The sequence below is a fragment of the Flaviaestuariibacter terrae genome, assembly GCF_054777635.1.
Genome location: NZ_BAAHAL010000008.1, coordinates 1,273,788 through 1,290,307, shown reverse-complemented (window position 1 = coordinate 1,290,307; position 16,520 = coordinate 1,273,788). Strand labels below are relative to the sequence as shown.

Here is a 16,520-nt window from a genome sequence, read left to right as displayed (position 1 = left end):
TCTTATCTTCACGGAATGGAATACATCGAGCACCTTTCCAAAGACCGCAAGCTCGCCACCGTGCTGCGCGAGCAGGATCCTGTCGAGCTGGCGCCGCGCAAGAACGTTTGCCTGCGTCTTTGCGCATCCATCATGAGCCAGCAGCTGTCGACCAAGGTGGCGAAGGTGCTCTTTCACCGCTTCCTCGACCTGTATGGCGGCAAGGAACCAAAGCCGGAACAGATCGCGGCTACACCCTTCGAGCAACTGCGCGGCATAGGGCTCAGCAACGCCAAAGCCCAGTACGTGCTCAACGTGGCGGAATTCTTTATCGGGCAGAAGATCGACGAGAAGAAGCTACGGAAGATGAGCGATGAGGAAGTGATCGACCTGCTCACGCAGATCAAGGGCGTCGGCCGCTGGACCGTAGAAATGCTGCTCATGTTCACCCTCGGCCGCGGCGATGTGTTTGCCGTCGACGACTACGGCATCCAGGTCGCAATGAAAAAACTTTATAAGCTCGACGACAGCAACAAGAAAGAGTTCAAACTCCGCATGCAACAGATCGCACAGAAATGGTCGCCTTACCGCACCTATGCGTGCCGCCACCTGTGGGATTGGAAAGACGGGGAATAGTCTGCTAATGGGTTAGTCTGCTAGTCTGCTAATGATCGATCGCCCAGCCATTGGCTGGGCGATCCCAATTTGCTGGTAAAGAAATAGTATTAGCAGACTATCCCATTAGCAGACTAGCAGATTAAACTCCCGCTCAGCCATTCTTGTTTCGGCCTCGCACCTAACCCGGGCGTATCACTTACTTCGATCACTCCTTTCGGCGCATAATGGATCCCGCCTTCGATGGGATCTTCGGTAAACATCAGTGGTGTATCGAAATCGCAATACCTGATCGCGTCGTTGGCAAGCGCCAGGTGCGCCGCGGCCGTCATGCCGAGACGGCTCTCCATGAAGCCACCAACCTGCAGCGTGATACCGGCGGCTTCGCCAAGGCGCGCAACTTTCAGTGCCTTGTGCAGGCCACCGGCTTTACCCAGCTTGATGTTGAATTCGGGACAGGCCTTCAGGCGGATGAGTCGCTCCGCGTCGTGCTCGTCGCCGCAGCTTTCGTCGGCCATGATGGGGATAGGGCTTTGCGCGGAGAGTTGCGGAAGATCCAAAAACTGCCAGCGTGGGATCGGCTCCTCGCAGTGCTGGATACCGAAGGGTGCGAGGGCCTTCAATACCTCGAGTGCATAGCCCGCATTGCGCCAGCCCTGGTTGGCATCGGTGCGCAGCGGGTGCGCGTTGCCGATTGCCGCGCGGATGGCGCGGATCCGGGCCACGTCGAGCTCCAGCTCCTGGCCCAGCTTCACCTTGATGGCCGGGAAGCCTTCCGCCACAAAGCGCGCTGCGTCGGCCGCCATCTTTTCGGGCGTACCAATCGATACGGTCATATCGGTTTCGAGCACCTTGTTCTTATGCCCTGCAAGCCAGGCGTAAAGCGGCAGCCCGGCGGCCTGGGCGCAGAGATCGTGCAGCGCCATATCAAAGGCGCTCTTGATGCTGCTGTTGCCGTAGATGAGTCCATCCATCGCCGAAAGCGCGCCGGGTATATCCGTATAAGTACGGCCCTTCAGCAGCTTCGCGAAATATTGGCCAACCACCATGCACGTGTCGAGGCTTTCGCCGTTGATGGTCATATAAGGCGAGCACTCACCCCAGCCCGTTAGGCCGTCTTCTGTTACAAGGCAGACGACAAGATTCTGCACCGCATCGATGGGACCCAGCGAGATCACGAAGGGCTCGGTGAGCGGTACGAGCATACGGTGCAGCGTTACAGATCGGATGGCAGGCATGACTTAAGGTTTTGTGAAACAAACTGGGGAAACAGCTCTTGCGCACGGTTTTGGCTAACCAGCGGCAAATTAGAAATCCAACCATGAAAAACCTAATCGTCCTCGGCGGAGGCCTCTTCTTCCTGGCCAGCTGCAGCAAGAAGCCGGGCGACCTGCCCGAAGCCTCCGCTACCGGTGCCAACACGTTCGGCGCCCGCGTCAACGGCGAGTTATGGGCGCCGCAGGCCAAAGGCATCATACCTCATGCCCCGCTGCTCGAAGCCTCCTTTACCGGCACCGACAGCTACATCATCCATGCCCGCAACTTCAGCAAGAGCCCCACGGAAACCGAATTCGAGATCTACCTCCAAGGAGTAACCGCGCCGGGCACCTACCAACTCAATAGCAACACGGCTCTCTACCCGGGCCCAACGGCTTCTTATGCCTATTTCGTTGAGCGTACAGTGATGCCTGCACACGAATGGATGACGACAACCCAAACCGGCGGCACCGTTGTGATCACGAAGGTGGACAAGGTGAATCACATTCTTGCCGGAACCTTTTCGTTTCGTGGCACTGATAAAAGCAGCAGCGGCGGCGTGCTCGACGTTACCGAAGGCCGTTTCGACGTGGCGATCCAGTAAGAGCTGAGCCTGCATCGCTACGACCACTGGTGCACTCTTGTATTTCTACGGTTATCTATAGACAAACCCTCCATCCGGAGGGTTTATTCGTCGGCACATGCGCGGTTCATGACGGGGGATAGTGCTGCGTGCTGCAACGTTTCAGGCGCCGGCTTTTCGCTTTTGAAGGAGCTCGTCGAGATTGCCGTGCGCCATCGTGAAGCCGCCTTTAAAGCCCATGGCCACGATGCGCTCGAGCGATTCAACATTCGGGAAATCGATAACGATGGTCACCAGGGTGCCGTCGCCCTCGGCGCTGAAGCGGTTGTTCCAGTGCATGTTCGGGAAAGGCTCGGGAGCAAGGCCATGCTCGTCGGTAAAGGCGTCGCGGGCGGTAAAGCTTTCACCGGGTACGATCGTTTCGAAGTCTACGCGGCAGTAGTGACGATCGCCTTCGGGGCTTTCCATGTAATAGCGCCAGGCACCACCGGGACGGAAGTCCATCGCCACGGTGACCGCTTTCCAGGGACGCGGTGCCCACCACTGCTCGAGCAATTCCGGTTCGGTCCAGGCTTTCCATACTTCCTCCGGGGAGGCATCAAAGCGGCGCGTGATGTGGAGCTGGCGATCGCCAGTTTGCGTGATCTCTGTTTGCATGTTATTTCTTTTTGGTTTGCTTCAGCAATTGATCGAGCTGGCCGAACCGGCCTTCCCACAGCGCCCGGAAGGGCTGCAGCCAGCGCTCTACTTCCTTGAGCTTTTTCGGCTCGAGCCGGTAGTACACTTCCCGGCCGCTGGGCTCTGCGCGCAGCAGGCCGCACTCCGACAGGATGCCGAGGTGCTTGGATATCGCCTGCCGGCTGCTGTCGAAGTGGGCGGCGAGCGCGTTGGGCGTCAGCGCACCCAGCGCGAGCAGCGCAAGAATGGCGCGGCGGGTGGGATCAGCAATGGCCTGGAAAACATCACGGCGGGCATCGGGCATCGGGCAACCTTTTGGTAGCACGAATATAGGCAACCTTCTAGTTGCGCTATTTTTATTTTCTGAAACCCTGCCGCCGGTCGCCGCAGCTCATCGTAGCTGCAGGCAGGCGCCGGGAACGGGACCATAAGAATATGGGCGCTGCTCCCGACATTTGCTTTATGCAGCCCGCAGCCGGCCTCTTTCTCGAATGCAGCGATCCAAGCGACCCACAGTTTGGCGGAACGCTTCTGTACCTCGTCGAATACAACGCGGAGGGTGCCGTGGGCGTCATCGTTAACCGCCGCTTCGGACGCGCTCTAAACGAGCTCGAGGAATTCCGCCACAGCCCCTCCTTCCCGCTATATGCGGGCGGCCCGGTGGATAGCGGACACCTGTTCTTTTTACACAAGCGGTCAGACGTTATCCAAGGCGGACAACCGGTGAGCGGCAATATCTTTTGGGGCGGACAATTTGCCGATGCCCTGCGGGGTATCAACAACGGCACACTGACGCAGGACGACCTGAAGATCTTTGTCGGCTATTGCGGCTGGAACAGCGGCGATCTCGAACGCGAGCTCAACGCAGGAGACTGGCTGTTGCGCCCCGGCGATGCAGCGGAAGTATTCGGCACGGGCGGTTAATCGTCAAGACCCTTGCCTGCCAGTATCTGGGGCACATATTTCGCCACCCGCGCCTCGCGCGTTTTTGACTGCTTTGCCCCGGCGAAATAAAGCAGGTAGGCCCGCTGCCGGCCAGGGGTCAGGGCGGCAAATGCTTTTTTCAGGGCCTTGTCCGCCTTCAGCCTCCGCGCAAATTCTTCCGGAACACTGTATTCTTCGGTCTTCTTTTTCGGCACCTTCAGCCCGGCGCGCTCCACTTCGATGGCCTGGTAGATATAGGCTTTGATCGACGCCTCGCGCGAGGTAACTTCACGCACGCTGGTAAAACGCAGCTGCCGCATCGCCTGCACGCGCTCCGTTTGCTGCACCAGCATTCCATCGGCATCTTCCAGCAAGGTTCCTTTGAAAAACAGGATGGCGCAATACTCTTTGAACGTGTGCACGAGGAGCACGTTGCGCCCCTCAAACGTATAGCAGGGTGTGCCCCACTTGAGCTCCTCGGTTAGGCCGCATTCGAGAATAATGCGGCGCAGCTGCGCGATCGCTTCGGTCCATTGGTTCTCGCGGGCGAAATAAAAATCAACCTTGGGATTCATTCCGGCTTCTTTTGGGAAAAGTAAAAACTTTCCGCAAAAGAGCAACGACATTACGGACAACCCGACAACTGTTCATGTACATACTGCAACGCAGCCTTTGTACACCAGGCCTGGTAAGGCACAGTTACCAACGGCCCCAACAGCTTTGTGAGAAAGTTACCAGGCTCCGAGAACGTATGGATCACAAAACGTGCGCGGCCATTCTGCGCCTCTACCGTGAAGATTGATCGCCCTCTTTCGGCGTGACCCTCGAGTGTCTCGTAGGAAAACCCAAGGCGACTTTCTTCACGGATGATGCTGTCGATCCGGACTCCGAAGATCAGCTTCTGCGAGAAGCTGCCGAACGGCGGGATATAGGCCTGCTGCACGATCGTATCGCCCGGCTGCATCGGGCGCCCAGATGCCGTCCACTCACCGTAGCAGCGTAGTATTCGTGACGGAAAGATCCGGTACGAAAACAAAACGTCGGCGGCACGTTGCAGAAGATCGGGTGTAACTGGCAGGTGGATGCTGCTCCGCTTTTCCACGAGGCCGGCGCTGCGATAGGGCGCCACCGGCACTTTCGCAAGCTGTTCCAGGTGCTGCCGGAAACGGGCCTGCTGGTCGGTGAGGAATAGCTTCATGAGAGAAGCAATTATTTCCGGTCTTTCAAAACACCAGCCGCAACATACATCATTCCCTTGTTGTCGACCATCCAGAACCGCTCTACTAGTTTCGCCTCGAACATTTCAAAGCCCCAGATCGCACACCTTTTTGTATCGTACATGGGATCGCAAACCTTTTCAAAGCCCTTCACCCTGCTGAGTCGCCCCGTCTTCTGATCGATGAGGTATAGGTAGTAGTGACGGTTATAACCTTCCACGTTGCGAAATACCAGCAGGTCGCGGATACCGTCACCATTCATGTCAGCAAGCCTGAAGCGGATGTCGGTTATATAGATCGAATCCTTGAGCAGCAGCCCCCCGATCCCGGCCTTGCCGTTGCGCAGGGTCAGCACGGCGTTCTTCTTCGTGTCGTCCTCCTCATCGGGGCGCAGCAGCTGCACGCGCAGCTTCAGGTCGGGATACCAGAAGATGGAGACCGTGCTGTCCAGAACCTTCGCAGGTACAGCAGCGCTTTGCGCATCTGCCTTCATCGCAAAGACAGCCAGCGAAAGAAGGAGGAAAGGGGTGATTGGTTTAGGCATGGGTCCAAGATAAAAAAAGGCCCGCACTAAAAGTGCGGGCCTGAATAGGAAGTGGCAGGAATGTCCTGTCCGGGTGCTTATTTGCGAAGCGTCAGCTCTTTGATGATGTTGCTGGCGCCGCCCACTTTATCAACACACCACAGCACAAAGCGAACGTCCACGCAGATAGTGCGGTTCAGGTCCTTGTCGAAAGCAAGCTTGTGGCTGAGGGCTTCGTAGTTGCCGTCGAAGGCCAGGCCGATCAGCTCGCCGTTGCCGTTGATCACAGGCGAGCCCGAGTTGCCGCCGGTGATGTCGTTGGTGGTGATGAAGCAGGTAACGAGAGAGCCGGTGCGGGCGTCCTTGTATTGACCGAAGTCCTTCGCGCGCGCCTTGTCGAGCACGTTCTGGGGGAGGTCAAACTCGTAGTCGCCGGCCTTGTATTTCTCCAGCATGCCCTTCATCGTGGTCACGTAGTCGTAGTGCACGGCGTCGCGGGGGTTGTAGGCCGCTACCTTGCCGTACGAAACGCGCATCGTGAAGGTGGCGTCGGGATACATCATCTTCGCCTTGGCGGGATTCTGTTCCATGATGCCTTTCAGGTACAGGCGGCCCCACTCGTTGTTCTTCGTGGTGAACTGCTGGTACAGCGGGAGGTATTTCGCCTGCCAGTTGCGCAGGAACGCGTTGGCGAGGCTGTAGGCGAGATCCGTCTGCAGCGTCTGCGCATCGGGGTTCTTCGTAAAGGCAGCCCACTTCTGGTTGTCAAGGAGCATCGTTCCGGAGAAAACGGCGTCGGTATACTTCTCCCAGGTTGAGGCCTTGTCGAGCGAGCCATACTCGTTGCGGATGGCTTCGAACAGGCCCTGCGGCTGCTGGTCTTTCGGAACGTCCTTATAGTACATCTGCAGCACGGTGGCTACGATATTGCGGTCGGAGGGCGTGTTGTGCGCCTCGAGGAAGGCTTTGCGGGCGCGGTCGGCAGCACCTACGAGGCGGCTGATATCGGACGTCGATGTGCCGGGCTTCACCATCGTGTTCTCGAGGTTCTGCAGCGATGCGGCAAAGGCCAGCAGCGGCGAGCCGAGAATACCCTCGTTGATGTACACGCGGTGCAGCGCGTAGGGGCGCCAGGCGTTGTAGGCGGCGTCGAGGTTGCTGAAGATGTCCTTGTACTCCGGCTTGGCAGCGGCCCACTTCGCGAAGTCGGCTTCGGCCTTTTGCTTTTGTCCGTACACGTCATACTTCAGGAGCTGCTTGGTTTCGCCGTCGTAGAACTTCCAGTAGTTGGCGATGGAAGCGTAGTCGGAAGCGAGCTGCAGCTTGATGGCCGGGTCGGTCTTCATCTGCTCGAACATGTAGCGGAGGCGCATGTCGCGCAGCTTCACCAGCGTCGGGTTGTTGATGTCGGTGGCAAGCTTGATACCCTGTGCCGACTCGTAGCGGTTGGTAGAGCCCGGGTAGCCCCAGATCATCGTGAAGTCGCCTTCCTTGATGCCCTTCAGCGATACCGGGAGGTACCACTTGGGTTTCATCGGCATGTTGTCTTTGCTGTAGCGGGCCGCCTTGTTGTCTTTACCGGTGTACACGCGGAAGATCGAGTAGTCGGCGGTGTGGCGGGGCCACTCCCAGTTGTCGGTGTCGCCACCGAACTTGCCAAGGGCCTCGGGCGGGGCGCCTACGAGGCGGATGTCGTTGTAGCGCTGGTAGCGGAAGGCCAGGAACTGGTTGTTCTTGAACATCGGGGAGATGCGCGTTTCAATGAAGTTCGCCGTGTCGCTCATTTCGCGGTTGATGTTGGCGAGAACGGCGGCCTGGCGCGTGAGGCGCTCCTGGCCGCTCAGGCCTTTGAGCGAATCCTGTACGCGGGCGGTAACGTCGTCGATACGCAGCAGGAACTGCACCGACAGGTTTTGCGTAGCCCCGGGGATCTCTTCGCCCATATTCTTGGCGTAGAACCCGTCGCGGAGGTAGTTGTGCTCAACGGTCGAAGCGCCGGCGATGACGCTGTAGCCGCAGTGGTGGTTGGTGAAAATGAGGCCCTGCGAGGAAACGATCTCGCCGGTGCACCCGTTGCCGAAAATCACGATGGCATCTTTGAGGGAGGCCTTGTTGACGTTGTACAGCTGGTCTTTCGAAAGCTTCAGGCCTTTCTTCACCATGTCGTTGTACACTTGCTGGCCCAGCAGCATGGGGAGCCACATTCCTTCGTCGGCAGAAGCTTTGAGGCAAGCTGTGGCCAGGAAGAAAATGGCTAATAGGGTTCTCTTCATATAGAAACGTTTAAGGTGGGCAAACCTACTTAAAGTTCCTTTCAAACCCGTCCGGAAATAAAGCGAGTTAGCCGAGCATCCGGTTGATCCAGAAAAAGAGAAGGGTCAGGATGTTGACGAGGAAAAGGATCGAGGTGAAATAGCGGAAACCGCGGCTGCGGTCGCGGAAGGCGGGGTGCTGTTCCAGCCAGGATTGTACTTCTTTGGTGCTCATACCTCTTCCTGTAAAAATATAGGGCCCGCCCCGATCTGCCAAGAGAAGCTCTGCTTTATTCTATTAGAATCTTCTTAAAATAATTAAGCGTTTCCCTTTAGCGGAATTTTCTGTTGAAGGGATTGACCATCCTTAGCCACTGAATCTCCACGGGTTACATGGATGGGCATAATTGGCAGCGGGGCATATTTTCCCCAAACGGGTATCCGATCAAAAGCCGGAGTCGACACAGCTCAGCGGCAGCCGTCGAAGCTTTTACCGCGTTGGACGATAATGCGGGGCGCGCGGGCGTTTACGGCCCAGCCGGCCCTGTAGGGATGGGGTTGGGGTACAGCCTTTGCCTTTACCCTATTGAACAACGCAGCCATGAACAGCCGAATCCAACGCCTCGAGTTTTTCACGCTCTACGACCTTTACCTGAAAAAGACCGAGGAGTTCCGCCGCGCGGTCCAGGCCCGCCGCGATGAGGCCGAGCTCGACAACCTCCGCGCCAGCCTAGAGGATATCTACCGGCAATTGGCGGAAAAACGCGGCACTACCGGGGGCGAGCGCCATGCAGAGGTGGAGTAGCTTATTCAGACGTCAGTTCCTTCCAGAGTAAATCTTTCAGTTCCTGCAGCCCGCTATGTGTTACCGATGATATGAACAGCTGCGGGATTTCGCCGGGCAGCTCGGCGCGGATCGCTTCCTTCAGCTCGTCGTCGAGCATGTCGCTTTTGCTCACCGCGATCACGAAGCGCTTGTGCAGCAGCTCCGGGTTGTATTCTTCCAGTTCTTTTTTCAGGATCTCGAATTCCTTGCGGTGGTCCTTGCTATCCGCGGGGATGAGGAACAGCAGGATCGAGTTGCGCTCGATATGACGGAGGAACCGGTGCCCGAGGCCCTTTCCTTCCGCAGCGCCCTCAATGATCCCCGGCAGGTCGGCGATGCAGAAGCTTTTACCGTCGCGGTATTCCACCATGCCCAGGTTGGGCGTAAGCGTGGTGAAGGCGTAGTCGGCGATCTTGGGCTTCGCAGCGGTGATCACCGATAGCAGCGTGCTTTTGCCCGCGTTGGGGAAACCTACGAGCCCCACGTCGGCCAGCACCTTCAGCTCCAGCACTTTCCAGCCTTCGAGGCCGGGAAGACCGGGCTGTGCGTATTCGGGCACCTGGTTGGTCGGGCTCTTGAATGCCGCATTGCCCAAACCACCCTTGCCGCCGGGCAGCCACACCACTTCCTGGCCGTCTTCCAGTATTTCCACTTCCTTCTGACCCGTTTCGCCGTCGCGGGCGATGGTACCGAGGGGCACCTCGATGATGATGTCGTTGCCGTCGGCGCCGGTGCTGTTGTTGTCGCCGCCGCGCTCCCCGTTTTCGGCAAGCACGTTCTTGTAGTAGCGCAGGTGCAGGAGCGTCCAGAGGTTGCTGTTGCCCTTGAGGATGATATGGCCGCCGCGGCCGCCGTCGCCGCCGTCGGGGCCGCCCATGGCCGTGAGCTTGTCGCGGCGAAAGTGCTTATAGCCCGCGCCGCCGTGGCCGCTGCGCGCGAAAATCCGTATCTGGTCTACAAAGTTGCTCTTCTCCAATCGTGGGGGTTTGAACGGGCAAAAGTACCGAATTCGCGCTTGCCGGGCAGCGCGGGCCTGTCAGCGCAACAAAAAGGCCGCCCTTTGGGACGGCCTTACTATCGTGGGCTGTGTTGTTACTGAACGAGGATCTTCTGCTCATATACGCCTTTGCCCGTGTTGTCGAGCAGGCGAACGAGGTAGAAGCCTTTACCGCTCACGCGGCCGAGGGCCACCTGCTGCACCTGGCTGTCCATCGTCACCGTGATGCGGCGGGTCTGGATCGTTTTGCCGTTGGCATCGGTCACCTGCAGGCTATAATCGCCGGCGGGCACCTTGGTGAACTGCATCGTGAACACGTTGTTGGTAACCGGGTTGGGGTATACCTGGATGCGGTCGTTGTAGTTCGATACCGGCTTGTTGATCAGGTCGATCGTGTTGGGATTCTTGCGGGTAGCGAGGTAGTTGCTGTTGGCGAGGTCGGAGCTGTGGAACGAGCCGCCCTTGAGCAGCTGGGCGCTCCAGTCTTTGGGGTTCACCACGTAGGAGCCTGAGCCATCGACGGCGCTGCACACTACGAGGTTGCCTTCGTCGTTGACCACGGCACCATTGGTGGTGAAGGAAGCGGGCAGGCCCTGGATGCTGCCTACGAGCGTAGCCACGCGGTTTTCGGGCGACACGCGGAAGATGTAGTTGCGGGCCGAGATCACGAACAGGTTGCCCTCGTTGTCGGCGATCATATCGCCACCAAACGAGCTGCAGCGGTTGTGCACCGACACCGTGCCGTTGGCCGGATCGTCGACCAGCGCGCCGAGCACAGTTACCTGTGTGTTCTTGCCGGTTGTGAAGCGGATGAGGGTATTGCCGTCATTGGAGATGGCGTAGCCCGTACCGTCGGGGGTGATCACCATGCGGGTGATGCACTTGCCTTCCTGGTTGTGCATGTTGCCCAGGCCGGTGAATGCTTTATCAGCCACGTAGTACACCTTCATCGTCTTCAGGTCGATGTAGCGCAGCTGGTCGATGAACATCGGGGTGAAGTAGAGTCGGTCGTGCGTGGGGTCGTAGGCGGCCGCGGCAACGCCGGTGCTGAAGGGAATGTTCAGCGTGTTGCCGAAACGGCTGTCGGGCGAGAGGCTCAGTTGCTTCTTACTAACGGCGTCGAACACGGGCGCGCTGGCATCCACGCCGTTGAACAGCACAGGGCTATACTCACCGGTGTTGAGGTCGATCTTGCGCAGCACGCTCCAGTTGAAGCCTTCCTTCGTGGCATCGGTGATGGCGTAGGCAAAGCGCTCGCTCTGTGCGCTTGCGGAGAAAAAGCTGCCGGCGAGGATGGCAGCGAATACGCCGGTGCGTAAATTTTTGTTCATTTCAGCGGGTTTTAGGTAATGAGTTGAATCAGGTGTTTCGACTCCCTAAATTATAAAGAATTTCTGCGTAGCCACCTACCGATTTCTAACTATTTTTTAAACGGTCGGTAATCGGCGCGTACGAGAGGCTGCTGCTCAACGGGCTCGCGCAGCGGATCGCAGGGCTTCAGCGTATCGGCACACCAGCGGGGCAATTGCTGGTAAAGCCGCGTCCCCTCTGTCTTCCAGGCGATCTGCTCATCGGTCACTTCCCGGATGATCCGGGCCGGGTTGCCCGCTACGAGCGACCGCGCCGGTATACGCTCACCCTGCCGGATAAACGAAAGCGCGCCGACGATACATTCATCGCCGAGCTCCACTTCATCCATCAGCACGGCATTCATACCCACCAAACAATTGCGGCCCACCGTAGCGCCGTGGATGATGGCGCCGTGACCGATATGGGCGCCCGCCCTGAGCAGTACCGTTACCCCTGGAAACATATGCACGGTGCAGTTCTCCTGCACGTTGCAGCCGTCTTCGATCACGATGCGGCCCCAGTCGCCACGCAGCGCGGCGCCGGGCCCGATATACACGTCGCGGCCGATGATCACCTCACCGGTGACGACAGCCTGCGGATGCACAAACGAGCTTTCGTGAACTACGGGGCGGATGCCGTTGAATTCATAGATCATGGCGCAAAGATGCGAACCGGCGCGTTAGCCGCCCGCAGGCGACGGGGCCGGTGCCGGCTTTTTCCGCGGCCCGTTTACGATGCGGCGGATGACGGCCATCACGCCAAACACGATCCCGGCGAGACCAAGGAGCCCGACGATGATGGCCAGCAGCTCGGCGCCGGAGCAGGCCACGTTGCAGGCAAGCGCCACCACGAGCACGGCCAGCAGCAGGCCCAGCACGATCGTCAGCACAATGAGCGCGGCCTTGCCATTGTCGTTCGAGCTCCGGTAGTGGGCACGAAGGCGGCGCGCGAGCCGGCGCAGCAGCTTGCGGCTTTTGGGAGGAGCCGATACCGATGCCGATACCGATGCGGCCTGTGCCGCTGTTGCGGCCAGGGGCAGCGGCCCTTCCTCCGGGCCTGCGCTGAGCAGCAGCACAAGCAGGCAGGTGCAGCCCATGAGCGCACTGTCGAAGCGCTTTCGCACGCGGTACGTTGCGCGCCCGGCCGGGTACGCGAGCAGGAGCAGCGCGGAAAGAAGTGCGACCGGGAAGAGGAGTTCGCCCGGGGCCTCGGCGCCCGCGGCCGCGAGCCAGTTGCCGGCGATCCAGGCGGTGCCGTTGAGCGCGGCAAGCGCTACAAACAGGAGGATGCGGGCGGCAGCCTTGTGGCCCCTGGCCCAGACGCTGATCGAATACATAAGGGTTGCTATTGGTTCCGGTAAGGTACGCCGTTACCGGGGGCGCCGCAACCGCTGCAGTAGCACGGCAAGGAGCGCCAGCGCCACCACGGCCAGAATGATCTTGCCGACAACACCAAAGCGCGTGACCTCGTACACCGACCAGGCTTCGAGCAGCAGCGCCGGCACCTTGCCAAGGCTGCTTGCCCAGAAAAAGGTGATCGTGCGTACCCGTCCGACGGCAGCCGCAAAAGTCACGAGGCCCGAGGGAACGAAAGGCAGCAGCCGCAGCGAGAAGACGAGCCCGAAAGCTTCGGCTCCATCGGCTTCAAGCAGGCGCTGCAGGCGCGGATGGCGCGCGATGCCACCCGACACGCGGCGGCGGAAGCCCTTGCGGTACAGCACAAACGAAACCAGCGCTCCGAGTGCCTCGCCGGCAAAGGAAACGGCGGTCCCTTCCCAGAATCCGAAGAAGGCTATGTTGGCGGCCGTCACAAAAACGCTGGGCACAAGACCGAGCACCGCAACGAGCACGCTCACGGCAAGGCTGATAAAGAGGGCGAGCCCTGCGTGTTGCTCGAAGAAACGGAGCAGTACCTCCTGCATGTCAGAGCGAATTGGGCGGCGTAACGAGCGGCTTGTTGGTGCGGAAGCAGGTGCCTTTGAAGTGGGCCACCGTTTCGCCCGCGTCGTTGCTGATAAGAATGTGGTAGAGGCCCGTGCTGCGCCCGTTGTGCAATTCCTTCGCCTCGGCGCTGATGGTTTCGCCCGGCTTCAGCGGCTTGGTGAAGGTGATGCTCGTGTCGAGCGCCACGGAGAGGTTGTTGCGGTTGTTGCAGGCAAAGGCAAAGGCGCTGTCGGCGAGCGAGAAGGCGATACCGCCGTGGATGATCCCGAAGCCGTTGAGCATATCGTCGCGAAGCGTCGCACGGATGCGGCTGTAGCCCTCGCGCACTTCCAGTATTTCTACACCCAGCCACTGGCTGAAGCGGTCGTTCAGCATCATATGGTCCACTACCTGCCGGGCGAATTCGTCGTTCATAGCGTGTGCTTATTTTCCGGTGAAGTTCGGCTTTCGTTTTTCGAGAAACGCCTGTACGCCTTCCTTGTAGTCGGAAGTGGCGCCGGCGCGCTGCTGGAGGATCTCTTCGTCCTGCAGCTGGTCTTCGAAGTGGTGGCCTACCGACAGGTTGAGCGCCATCTTGGTGAGGGCGAGACCGCGGGTCGGCAGCGCGGCCAGCGTGGCTGCGAGTTGCTTTGATTCGTCGGCGAAGCTTGCGTCGGGAAGAACCTTGTAGATCATCCCGAGGCGCTCCGCTTCTTCGGCCGGCACCTTGTCGCCAAGCATGAACAGCGCGGATGCTTTCTGGAAGCCCACCAGCCGCGGGAGCACGTAGGTGCCGCCGCTGTCGGGGATGAGGCCGATCTTCGAGAAGGCCTGGATAAAGGACGCGCCCTGCGCTGCCACAACCACATCGCAGCAGAGGGCAATATTGGCGCCCGCGCCCGCGGCCACGCCATTGACAGCCGCCACAACCGGCTTCTCAAGCCGGCGGATCCGCACCACGATAGGATTGTAGTGCACGGCAAGAATGGCGTCGATCTTGGGACCTTCGGGGTCGACCACTTCATCGAGGTCCTGCCCGGCGCTGAAGGCCTTGCCTGCGCCCGTGAGGTACACGCAGCGGATCGATTCATCGGCGGCGCATTCGTCGAGGCGCTCCTGCAGCAGCAGGGCCATCTCGCGGTTGAAGGCGTTGTATTTCTCCGGCCGGTTGAGGGTGATATACGCGATGGCGTCGCGCACTTCGAAGAGAATGGAAGACATCGGGGATGATTGTGGGGTCAAATATCGGGCATTCAGGAACGGCAATCGGGAATCGGGAATCGGAAAAAGAGAAAGAACGCAGATCCGCCAGCTGGCGGATACGCAGATTGTTAAGATCTGTTATGATGTTGCTGACGCCCCAGCTATATCGGCGCTAATCTTAACAATCATAATAAATCTGCGTTCTTTCTCTCCGGCCGATTGCCGCCCTTAATGACACTTGAAATGATCGAACGCTTCCTTGCAATCAAGGCAGCGGTACATGCTCTTGCAGGCCGTGGAAGCAAATTGCGAGATGAGCTCCGTGTGCCAGGAGCCGCAGCGGGGGCATTGCACGGCCTCTTCCACGAAGGGATCGGTGCTGCAGAACTGCTGCCTGGGGTTGGGCGGCGCGATGCCGAAGGCGCGGAGCTTTTCCTTACCGGCTTCGGTCATCCAGTCGGTGGTCCAGGCCGGCGACAGCTGCATCGTCACCTTCAGCTTCCGGATGCCGGCCTCGATCAGCTTGAGCCGTATGTCCATCGCGATGACGTCCATCGCGGGGCAGCCCGTGTACGTCGGTGTGATCACGATCTCCACCTCCTCCCCGTCCACCTTCACGGAGCGCACGATGCCCAGGTCGAGCACCGAAAGCACCGGTACTTCCGGGTCTTTCACGGCTTCGAGGAGGGACCAGATCGTTCTTTCATCGAGCATCTGCGTTCAGTTTGGAGTTTGGAGTTTGTGGTTTGTAGTTCCGCGATGCGCGGTAAGTGGTTTCGACAATAACAGCTTGCGCGTGCCAGCCAACCACAAACACCAAACTACAAACCACAAACTTGTTTTCTCCTACCAGGTCATATTCGGGTACGTGCGCTGCAGGTATTGCATTTCGGCAAGCAGGTAGCCGATGTATTCGGTATGGATGCCGCGCTTGCCGCCGCTCTGGTGCCAGGTGGCGGTGGCGGGCACGTCGAGGCCGGCTTCGGCGAAGATGGCGGCCACGCGCGTATCCCAGGCAGCACGGAGCGTGGCGGGGTTGACGGCAGCGCCGATCGTTTCGAAAGGAGCGGTCTCAAAGAGCTCGCCGGTAAAGGGCCACAGCGCCTCGAGGGCCGTGGAGATGCGGCGGCGGCTTTCGCCGGTTCCGTCGGCGAGGCGGATCACCCACTCGCTGCTCCAGCGCAGGTGGTAGGCCGACTCCTTGGCCGACTTTTCGGCGATGGCCGCGAGCGTTGTGTCACTGCTTTGCTGCAGCGCCGTGTATTGTAAGTATTGAAAAGCCGAGAAGAAAAACTGGCGCAGCACGGTCACCGCCCAGTCGCCCTTGGGGAGCTCGGCGAGCAGCACGTTGCGGAATTGCTGCTCCTCGCGGAGAAAGGCCAGGTCGTCTTCCTGGAGCTCGCGGTTGTAGGCTTTCCAGGGGCGCGGCAGCAGCGCATCGACTTCCTGCCGCAGCGCGCCGTCGAAGCCGTTGTATTGCGTCGCGACGTACTCAAAAAAGTTGCGGGCGGCGCCGATCTGGTCGAGCGAGATGTTGGTGATGGCGATGTCCTGCTCCAGCACGGGGCCGTGGCCGCACCACTCGGCGTTGCGTTGCCCGAGGAGAAGTGCGTTGTCGGCGAGGTGGAGGCTGTATTCGAAAAGCTGGATCATGTGAGTAGTAAGATGCATTCCCGGGAAAAAGAACGCAGATTTATTATGATTTTTAAGATTAGCGCAGATAGAACTTTAAAACATCATTTACTATCGTATAGATCTTATAAAATCTGCGTTCTTCCCCTCCTTACATGTGCGTCAGTTCATCCGGCAGGTCGTAGAACGTGGGATGGCGGTATACTTTATCATTCGCGGGCTCGTAGAACGATTCGGCGTCGTCGGGGTTGGAGGCGTGGATGTGGCTGCTTTCCACCACCCAGATCGACACGCCTTCCTGGCGGCGGGTGTAAACGTCGCGGGCGTTCTCGATGGCCATGGCCGCATCGGCGGCATGGAGCGAGCCCACGTGCTTGTGGTCGAGGCCCTGCTTGGAGCGGATGAAGATCTCCCAGAGAGGCCATTCGCGGCTCCCCGACGACCCGCTTTCCGCAGACCCATCTCCCGACCCCTTTCCTACCGGAACGGGAGCGCCGGAACCGGCTTTCTGGATGGCATCATAATCACCGTAGAAATACTTTCGGAATAACTGCATAAGTCA

Annotated in this window: 22 protein-coding genes; 4 read left to right on the top strand and 18 right to left on the bottom strand. The window is 59.2% G+C overall.

Annotated features, from left to right (window positions below; genetic code table 11):
* The first annotated feature begins 15 nt into the window (after positions 1–15).
* Positions 16–615: a DNA-3-methyladenine glycosylase family protein gene (locus ACYU7Z_RS13765; RefSeq protein WP_460571409.1), complete on the top strand. Its 600-nt coding sequence runs from the start codon at positions 16–18 to the stop codon at positions 613–615.
* 113 nt (positions 616–728) lie between these two features.
* On the opposite strand, the gene ACYU7Z_RS13760 is transcribed toward ACYU7Z_RS13765, so the two are convergent.
* On the bottom strand, positions 729–1,832 hold the full coding sequence (locus tag ACYU7Z_RS13760) for a mandelate racemase/muconate lactonizing enzyme family protein (RefSeq protein WP_460571407.1): 1,104 nt from the start codon (positions 1,830–1,832) through the stop codon (positions 729–731).
* An 83-nt stretch (positions 1,833–1,915) separates the two neighbouring features.
* Here ACYU7Z_RS13760 and ACYU7Z_RS13755 point away from each other — a divergent pair, with 83 nt between their 5' ends.
* The gene (locus ACYU7Z_RS13755) at positions 1,916–2,455 is read left to right on the top strand and encodes a Riean_0653 family protein (RefSeq protein WP_460571405.1); all 540 of its coding nucleotides are present in this window, start codon (positions 1,916–1,918) and stop codon (positions 2,453–2,455) included.
* A 141-nt stretch (positions 2,456–2,596) separates the two neighbouring features.
* Here ACYU7Z_RS13755 and ACYU7Z_RS13750 read toward each other — a convergent pair whose 3' ends face one another.
* The gene (locus ACYU7Z_RS13750; protein WP_460571403.1) at positions 2,597–3,091 is read right to left on the bottom strand and encodes an SRPBCC family protein; all 495 of its coding nucleotides are present in this window, start codon (positions 3,089–3,091) and stop codon (positions 2,597–2,599) included.
* A gap of 1 nt (position 3,092) precedes the next feature.
* Entirely contained in the window at positions 3,093–3,416 is a 324-nt protein-coding gene (locus tag ACYU7Z_RS13745; protein ID WP_460571401.1) for an ArsR/SmtB family transcription factor, read from the bottom strand.
* A 158-nt stretch (positions 3,417–3,574) separates the two neighbouring features.
* Here ACYU7Z_RS13745 and ACYU7Z_RS13740 point away from each other — a divergent pair, with 158 nt between their 5' ends.
* Positions 3,575–4,036, top strand: coding sequence for a YqgE/AlgH family protein (locus ACYU7Z_RS13740; RefSeq protein WP_460571399.1), 462 nt, complete (start codon positions 3,575–3,577; stop codon positions 4,034–4,036).
* On the opposite strand, the gene ACYU7Z_RS13735 is transcribed toward ACYU7Z_RS13740, so the two are convergent.
* The 5 genes from ACYU7Z_RS13735 to ACYU7Z_RS13715 form a co-directional block, all read right to left on the bottom strand.
* The gene (locus ACYU7Z_RS13735; RefSeq protein ID WP_460571397.1) at positions 4,033–4,611 is read right to left on the bottom strand and encodes a YdeI/OmpD-associated family protein; all 579 of its coding nucleotides are present in this window, start codon (positions 4,609–4,611) and stop codon (positions 4,033–4,035) included. The genes ACYU7Z_RS13740 and ACYU7Z_RS13735 overlap by 4 nt on opposite strands.
* A 50-nt stretch (positions 4,612–4,661) precedes the next feature.
* Positions 4,662–5,234, bottom strand: coding sequence for a DUF1990 domain-containing protein (locus tag ACYU7Z_RS13730; protein WP_460571395.1), 573 nt, complete (start codon positions 5,232–5,234; stop codon positions 4,662–4,664).
* An 11-nt stretch (positions 5,235–5,245) separates the two neighbouring features.
* Positions 5,246–5,797 (bottom strand): XAC2610-related protein, encoded by a 552-nt coding sequence (locus ACYU7Z_RS13725; RefSeq protein ID WP_460571393.1) that lies wholly within the window; start codon positions 5,795–5,797, stop codon positions 5,246–5,248.
* A gap of 77 nt (positions 5,798–5,874) precedes the next feature.
* Positions 5,875–8,049 carry a S46 family peptidase gene (locus tag ACYU7Z_RS13720; protein ID WP_460571391.1) on the bottom strand — a complete coding sequence of 725 codons (2,175 nt, stop codon included), beginning with the start codon at positions 8,047–8,049 and terminating at the stop codon, positions 5,875–5,877.
* A 67-nt stretch (positions 8,050–8,116) separates the two neighbouring features.
* Complete coding sequence (locus ACYU7Z_RS13715; RefSeq protein WP_460571389.1) at positions 8,117–8,263, bottom strand: hypothetical protein; 147 nt, start codon at positions 8,261–8,263, stop codon at positions 8,117–8,119.
* Positions 8,264–8,629: 366 nt separating this feature from the next.
* Between ACYU7Z_RS13715 and ACYU7Z_RS13710 the strand changes: the two genes are divergently transcribed.
* Complete coding sequence (locus ACYU7Z_RS13710) at positions 8,630–8,833, top strand: hypothetical protein (RefSeq protein WP_460571387.1); 204 nt, start codon at positions 8,630–8,632, stop codon at positions 8,831–8,833.
* A 1-nt stretch (position 8,834) separates the two neighbouring features.
* On the opposite strand, the gene obgE is transcribed toward ACYU7Z_RS13710, so the two are convergent.
* From obgE to paaB, 10 genes are all read right to left on the bottom strand, one after another.
* Complete coding sequence (obgE, locus tag ACYU7Z_RS13705) at positions 8,835–9,830, bottom strand: Obg family GTPase (protein WP_460571385.1); 996 nt, start codon at positions 9,828–9,830, stop codon at positions 8,835–8,837.
* A 116-nt stretch (positions 9,831–9,946) separates the two neighbouring features.
* Positions 9,947–11,182, bottom strand: a complete 1,236-nt coding sequence (locus ACYU7Z_RS13700) for a T9SS type A sorting domain-containing protein (RefSeq protein WP_460571383.1) — start codon at positions 11,180–11,182, stop codon at positions 9,947–9,949.
* 89 nt (positions 11,183–11,271) lie between these two features.
* Entirely contained in the window at positions 11,272–11,856 is a 585-nt protein-coding gene (locus ACYU7Z_RS13695; protein ID WP_460571381.1) for an acyltransferase, read from the bottom strand.
* Positions 11,857–11,880: 24 nt separating this feature from the next.
* Positions 11,881–12,537, bottom strand: a complete 657-nt coding sequence (locus tag ACYU7Z_RS13690) for a hypothetical protein (protein WP_460571379.1) — start codon at positions 12,535–12,537, stop codon at positions 11,881–11,883.
* 33 nt (positions 12,538–12,570) lie between these two features.
* A complete protein-coding gene (locus tag ACYU7Z_RS13685; RefSeq protein WP_460571377.1) occupies positions 12,571–13,122 on the bottom strand; it encodes a TVP38/TMEM64 family protein in 552 nt (183 codons plus the stop codon).
* 1 nt (position 13,123) lies between these two features.
* Positions 13,124–13,558, bottom strand: a complete 435-nt coding sequence (gene paaI / locus ACYU7Z_RS13680; protein WP_460571375.1) for a hotdog family protein — start codon at positions 13,556–13,558, stop codon at positions 13,124–13,126.
* 9 nt (positions 13,559–13,567) lie between these two features.
* Positions 13,568–14,344: a Clp protease/crotonase-like domain-containing protein gene (locus tag ACYU7Z_RS13675; protein WP_460571373.1), complete on the bottom strand. Its 777-nt coding sequence runs from the start codon at positions 14,342–14,344 to the stop codon at positions 13,568–13,570.
* 210 nt (positions 14,345–14,554) lie between these two features.
* Positions 14,555–15,040 (bottom strand): PaaD family protein, encoded by a 486-nt coding sequence (paaD, locus tag ACYU7Z_RS13670; RefSeq protein WP_460571371.1) that lies wholly within the window; start codon positions 15,038–15,040, stop codon positions 14,555–14,557.
* 132 nt (positions 15,041–15,172) lie between these two features.
* Positions 15,173–15,979 carry a 1,2-phenylacetyl-CoA epoxidase subunit PaaC gene (gene paaC / locus ACYU7Z_RS13665; RefSeq protein WP_460571369.1) on the bottom strand — a complete coding sequence of 269 codons (807 nt, stop codon included), beginning with the start codon at positions 15,977–15,979 and terminating at the stop codon, positions 15,173–15,175.
* 130 nt (positions 15,980–16,109) lie between these two features.
* Entirely contained in the window at positions 16,110–16,514 is a 405-nt protein-coding gene (gene paaB, locus ACYU7Z_RS13660; protein WP_460571367.1) for a 1,2-phenylacetyl-CoA epoxidase subunit PaaB, read from the bottom strand.
* Positions 16,515–16,520: the final 6 nt, after the last annotated feature.

Bases quoted from the DNA above. Each gene is read 5' to 3' on its own strand.
- ACYU7Z_RS13730 (WP_460571395.1), bottom strand. From the start codon at position 5,234: ATGAAGCTATTCCTCACCGACCAGCAGGCCCGTTTCCGGCAGCACCTG.
- ACYU7Z_RS13710 (WP_460571387.1), top strand. From the start codon at position 8,630: ATGAACAGCCGAATCCAACGCCTCGAGTTTTTCACGCTCTACGACCTT.
- ACYU7Z_RS13700 (WP_460571383.1), bottom strand. From the start codon at position 11,182: ATGAACAAAAATTTACGCACCGGCGTATTCGCTGCCATCCTCGCCGGC.
- ACYU7Z_RS13675 (WP_460571373.1), bottom strand. From the start codon at position 14,344: ATGTCTTCCATTCTCTTCGAAGTGCGCGACGCCATCGCGTATATCACC.
- paaB (WP_460571367.1), bottom strand. From the start codon at position 16,514: ATGCAGTTATTCCGAAAGTATTTCTACGGTGATTATGATGCCATCCAG.
- paaI (WP_460571375.1), bottom strand. From the start codon at position 13,558: ATGAACGACGAATTCGCCCGGCAGGTAGTGGACCATATGATGCTGAAC.
- paaC (WP_460571369.1), bottom strand. From the start codon at position 15,979: ATGATCCAGCTTTTCGAATACAGCCTCCACCTCGCCGACAACGCACTT.
- ACYU7Z_RS13750 (WP_460571403.1), bottom strand. From the start codon at position 3,091: ATGCAAACAGAGATCACGCAAACTGGCGATCGCCAGCTCCACATCACG.
- ACYU7Z_RS13685 (WP_460571377.1), bottom strand. From the start codon at position 13,122: ATGCAGGAGGTACTGCTCCGTTTCTTCGAGCAACACGCAGGGCTCGCC.
- ACYU7Z_RS13725 (WP_460571393.1), bottom strand. From the start codon at position 5,797: ATGCCTAAACCAATCACCCCTTTCCTCCTTCTTTCGCTGGCTGTCTTT.
- ACYU7Z_RS13760 (WP_460571407.1), bottom strand. From the start codon at position 1,832: ATGCCTGCCATCCGATCTGTAACGCTGCACCGTATGCTCGTACCGCTC.
- ACYU7Z_RS13755 (WP_460571405.1), top strand. From the start codon at position 1,916: ATGAAAAACCTAATCGTCCTCGGCGGAGGCCTCTTCTTCCTGGCCAGC.
- paaD (WP_460571371.1), bottom strand. From the start codon at position 15,040: ATGCTCGATGAAAGAACGATCTGGTCCCTCCTCGAAGCCGTGAAAGAC.
- ACYU7Z_RS13765 (WP_460571409.1), top strand. From the start codon at position 16: ATGGAATACATCGAGCACCTTTCCAAAGACCGCAAGCTCGCCACCGTG.
- ACYU7Z_RS13745 (WP_460571401.1), bottom strand. From the start codon at position 3,416: ATGCCCGATGCCCGCCGTGATGTTTTCCAGGCCATTGCTGATCCCACC.
- ACYU7Z_RS13715 (WP_460571389.1), bottom strand. From the start codon at position 8,263: ATGAGCACCAAAGAAGTACAATCCTGGCTGGAACAGCACCCCGCCTTC.
- ACYU7Z_RS13720 (WP_460571391.1), bottom strand. From the start codon at position 8,049: ATGAAGAGAACCCTATTAGCCATTTTCTTCCTGGCCACAGCTTGCCTC.
- ACYU7Z_RS13735 (WP_460571397.1), bottom strand. From the start codon at position 4,611: ATGAATCCCAAGGTTGATTTTTATTTCGCCCGCGAGAACCAATGGACC.
- ACYU7Z_RS13695 (WP_460571381.1), bottom strand. From the start codon at position 11,856: ATGATCTATGAATTCAACGGCATCCGCCCCGTAGTTCACGAAAGCTCG.
- ACYU7Z_RS13740 (WP_460571399.1), top strand. From the start codon at position 3,575: ATGCAGCCCGCAGCCGGCCTCTTTCTCGAATGCAGCGATCCAAGCGAC.
- ACYU7Z_RS13690 (WP_460571379.1), bottom strand. From the start codon at position 12,537: ATGTATTCGATCAGCGTCTGGGCCAGGGGCCACAAGGCTGCCGCCCGC.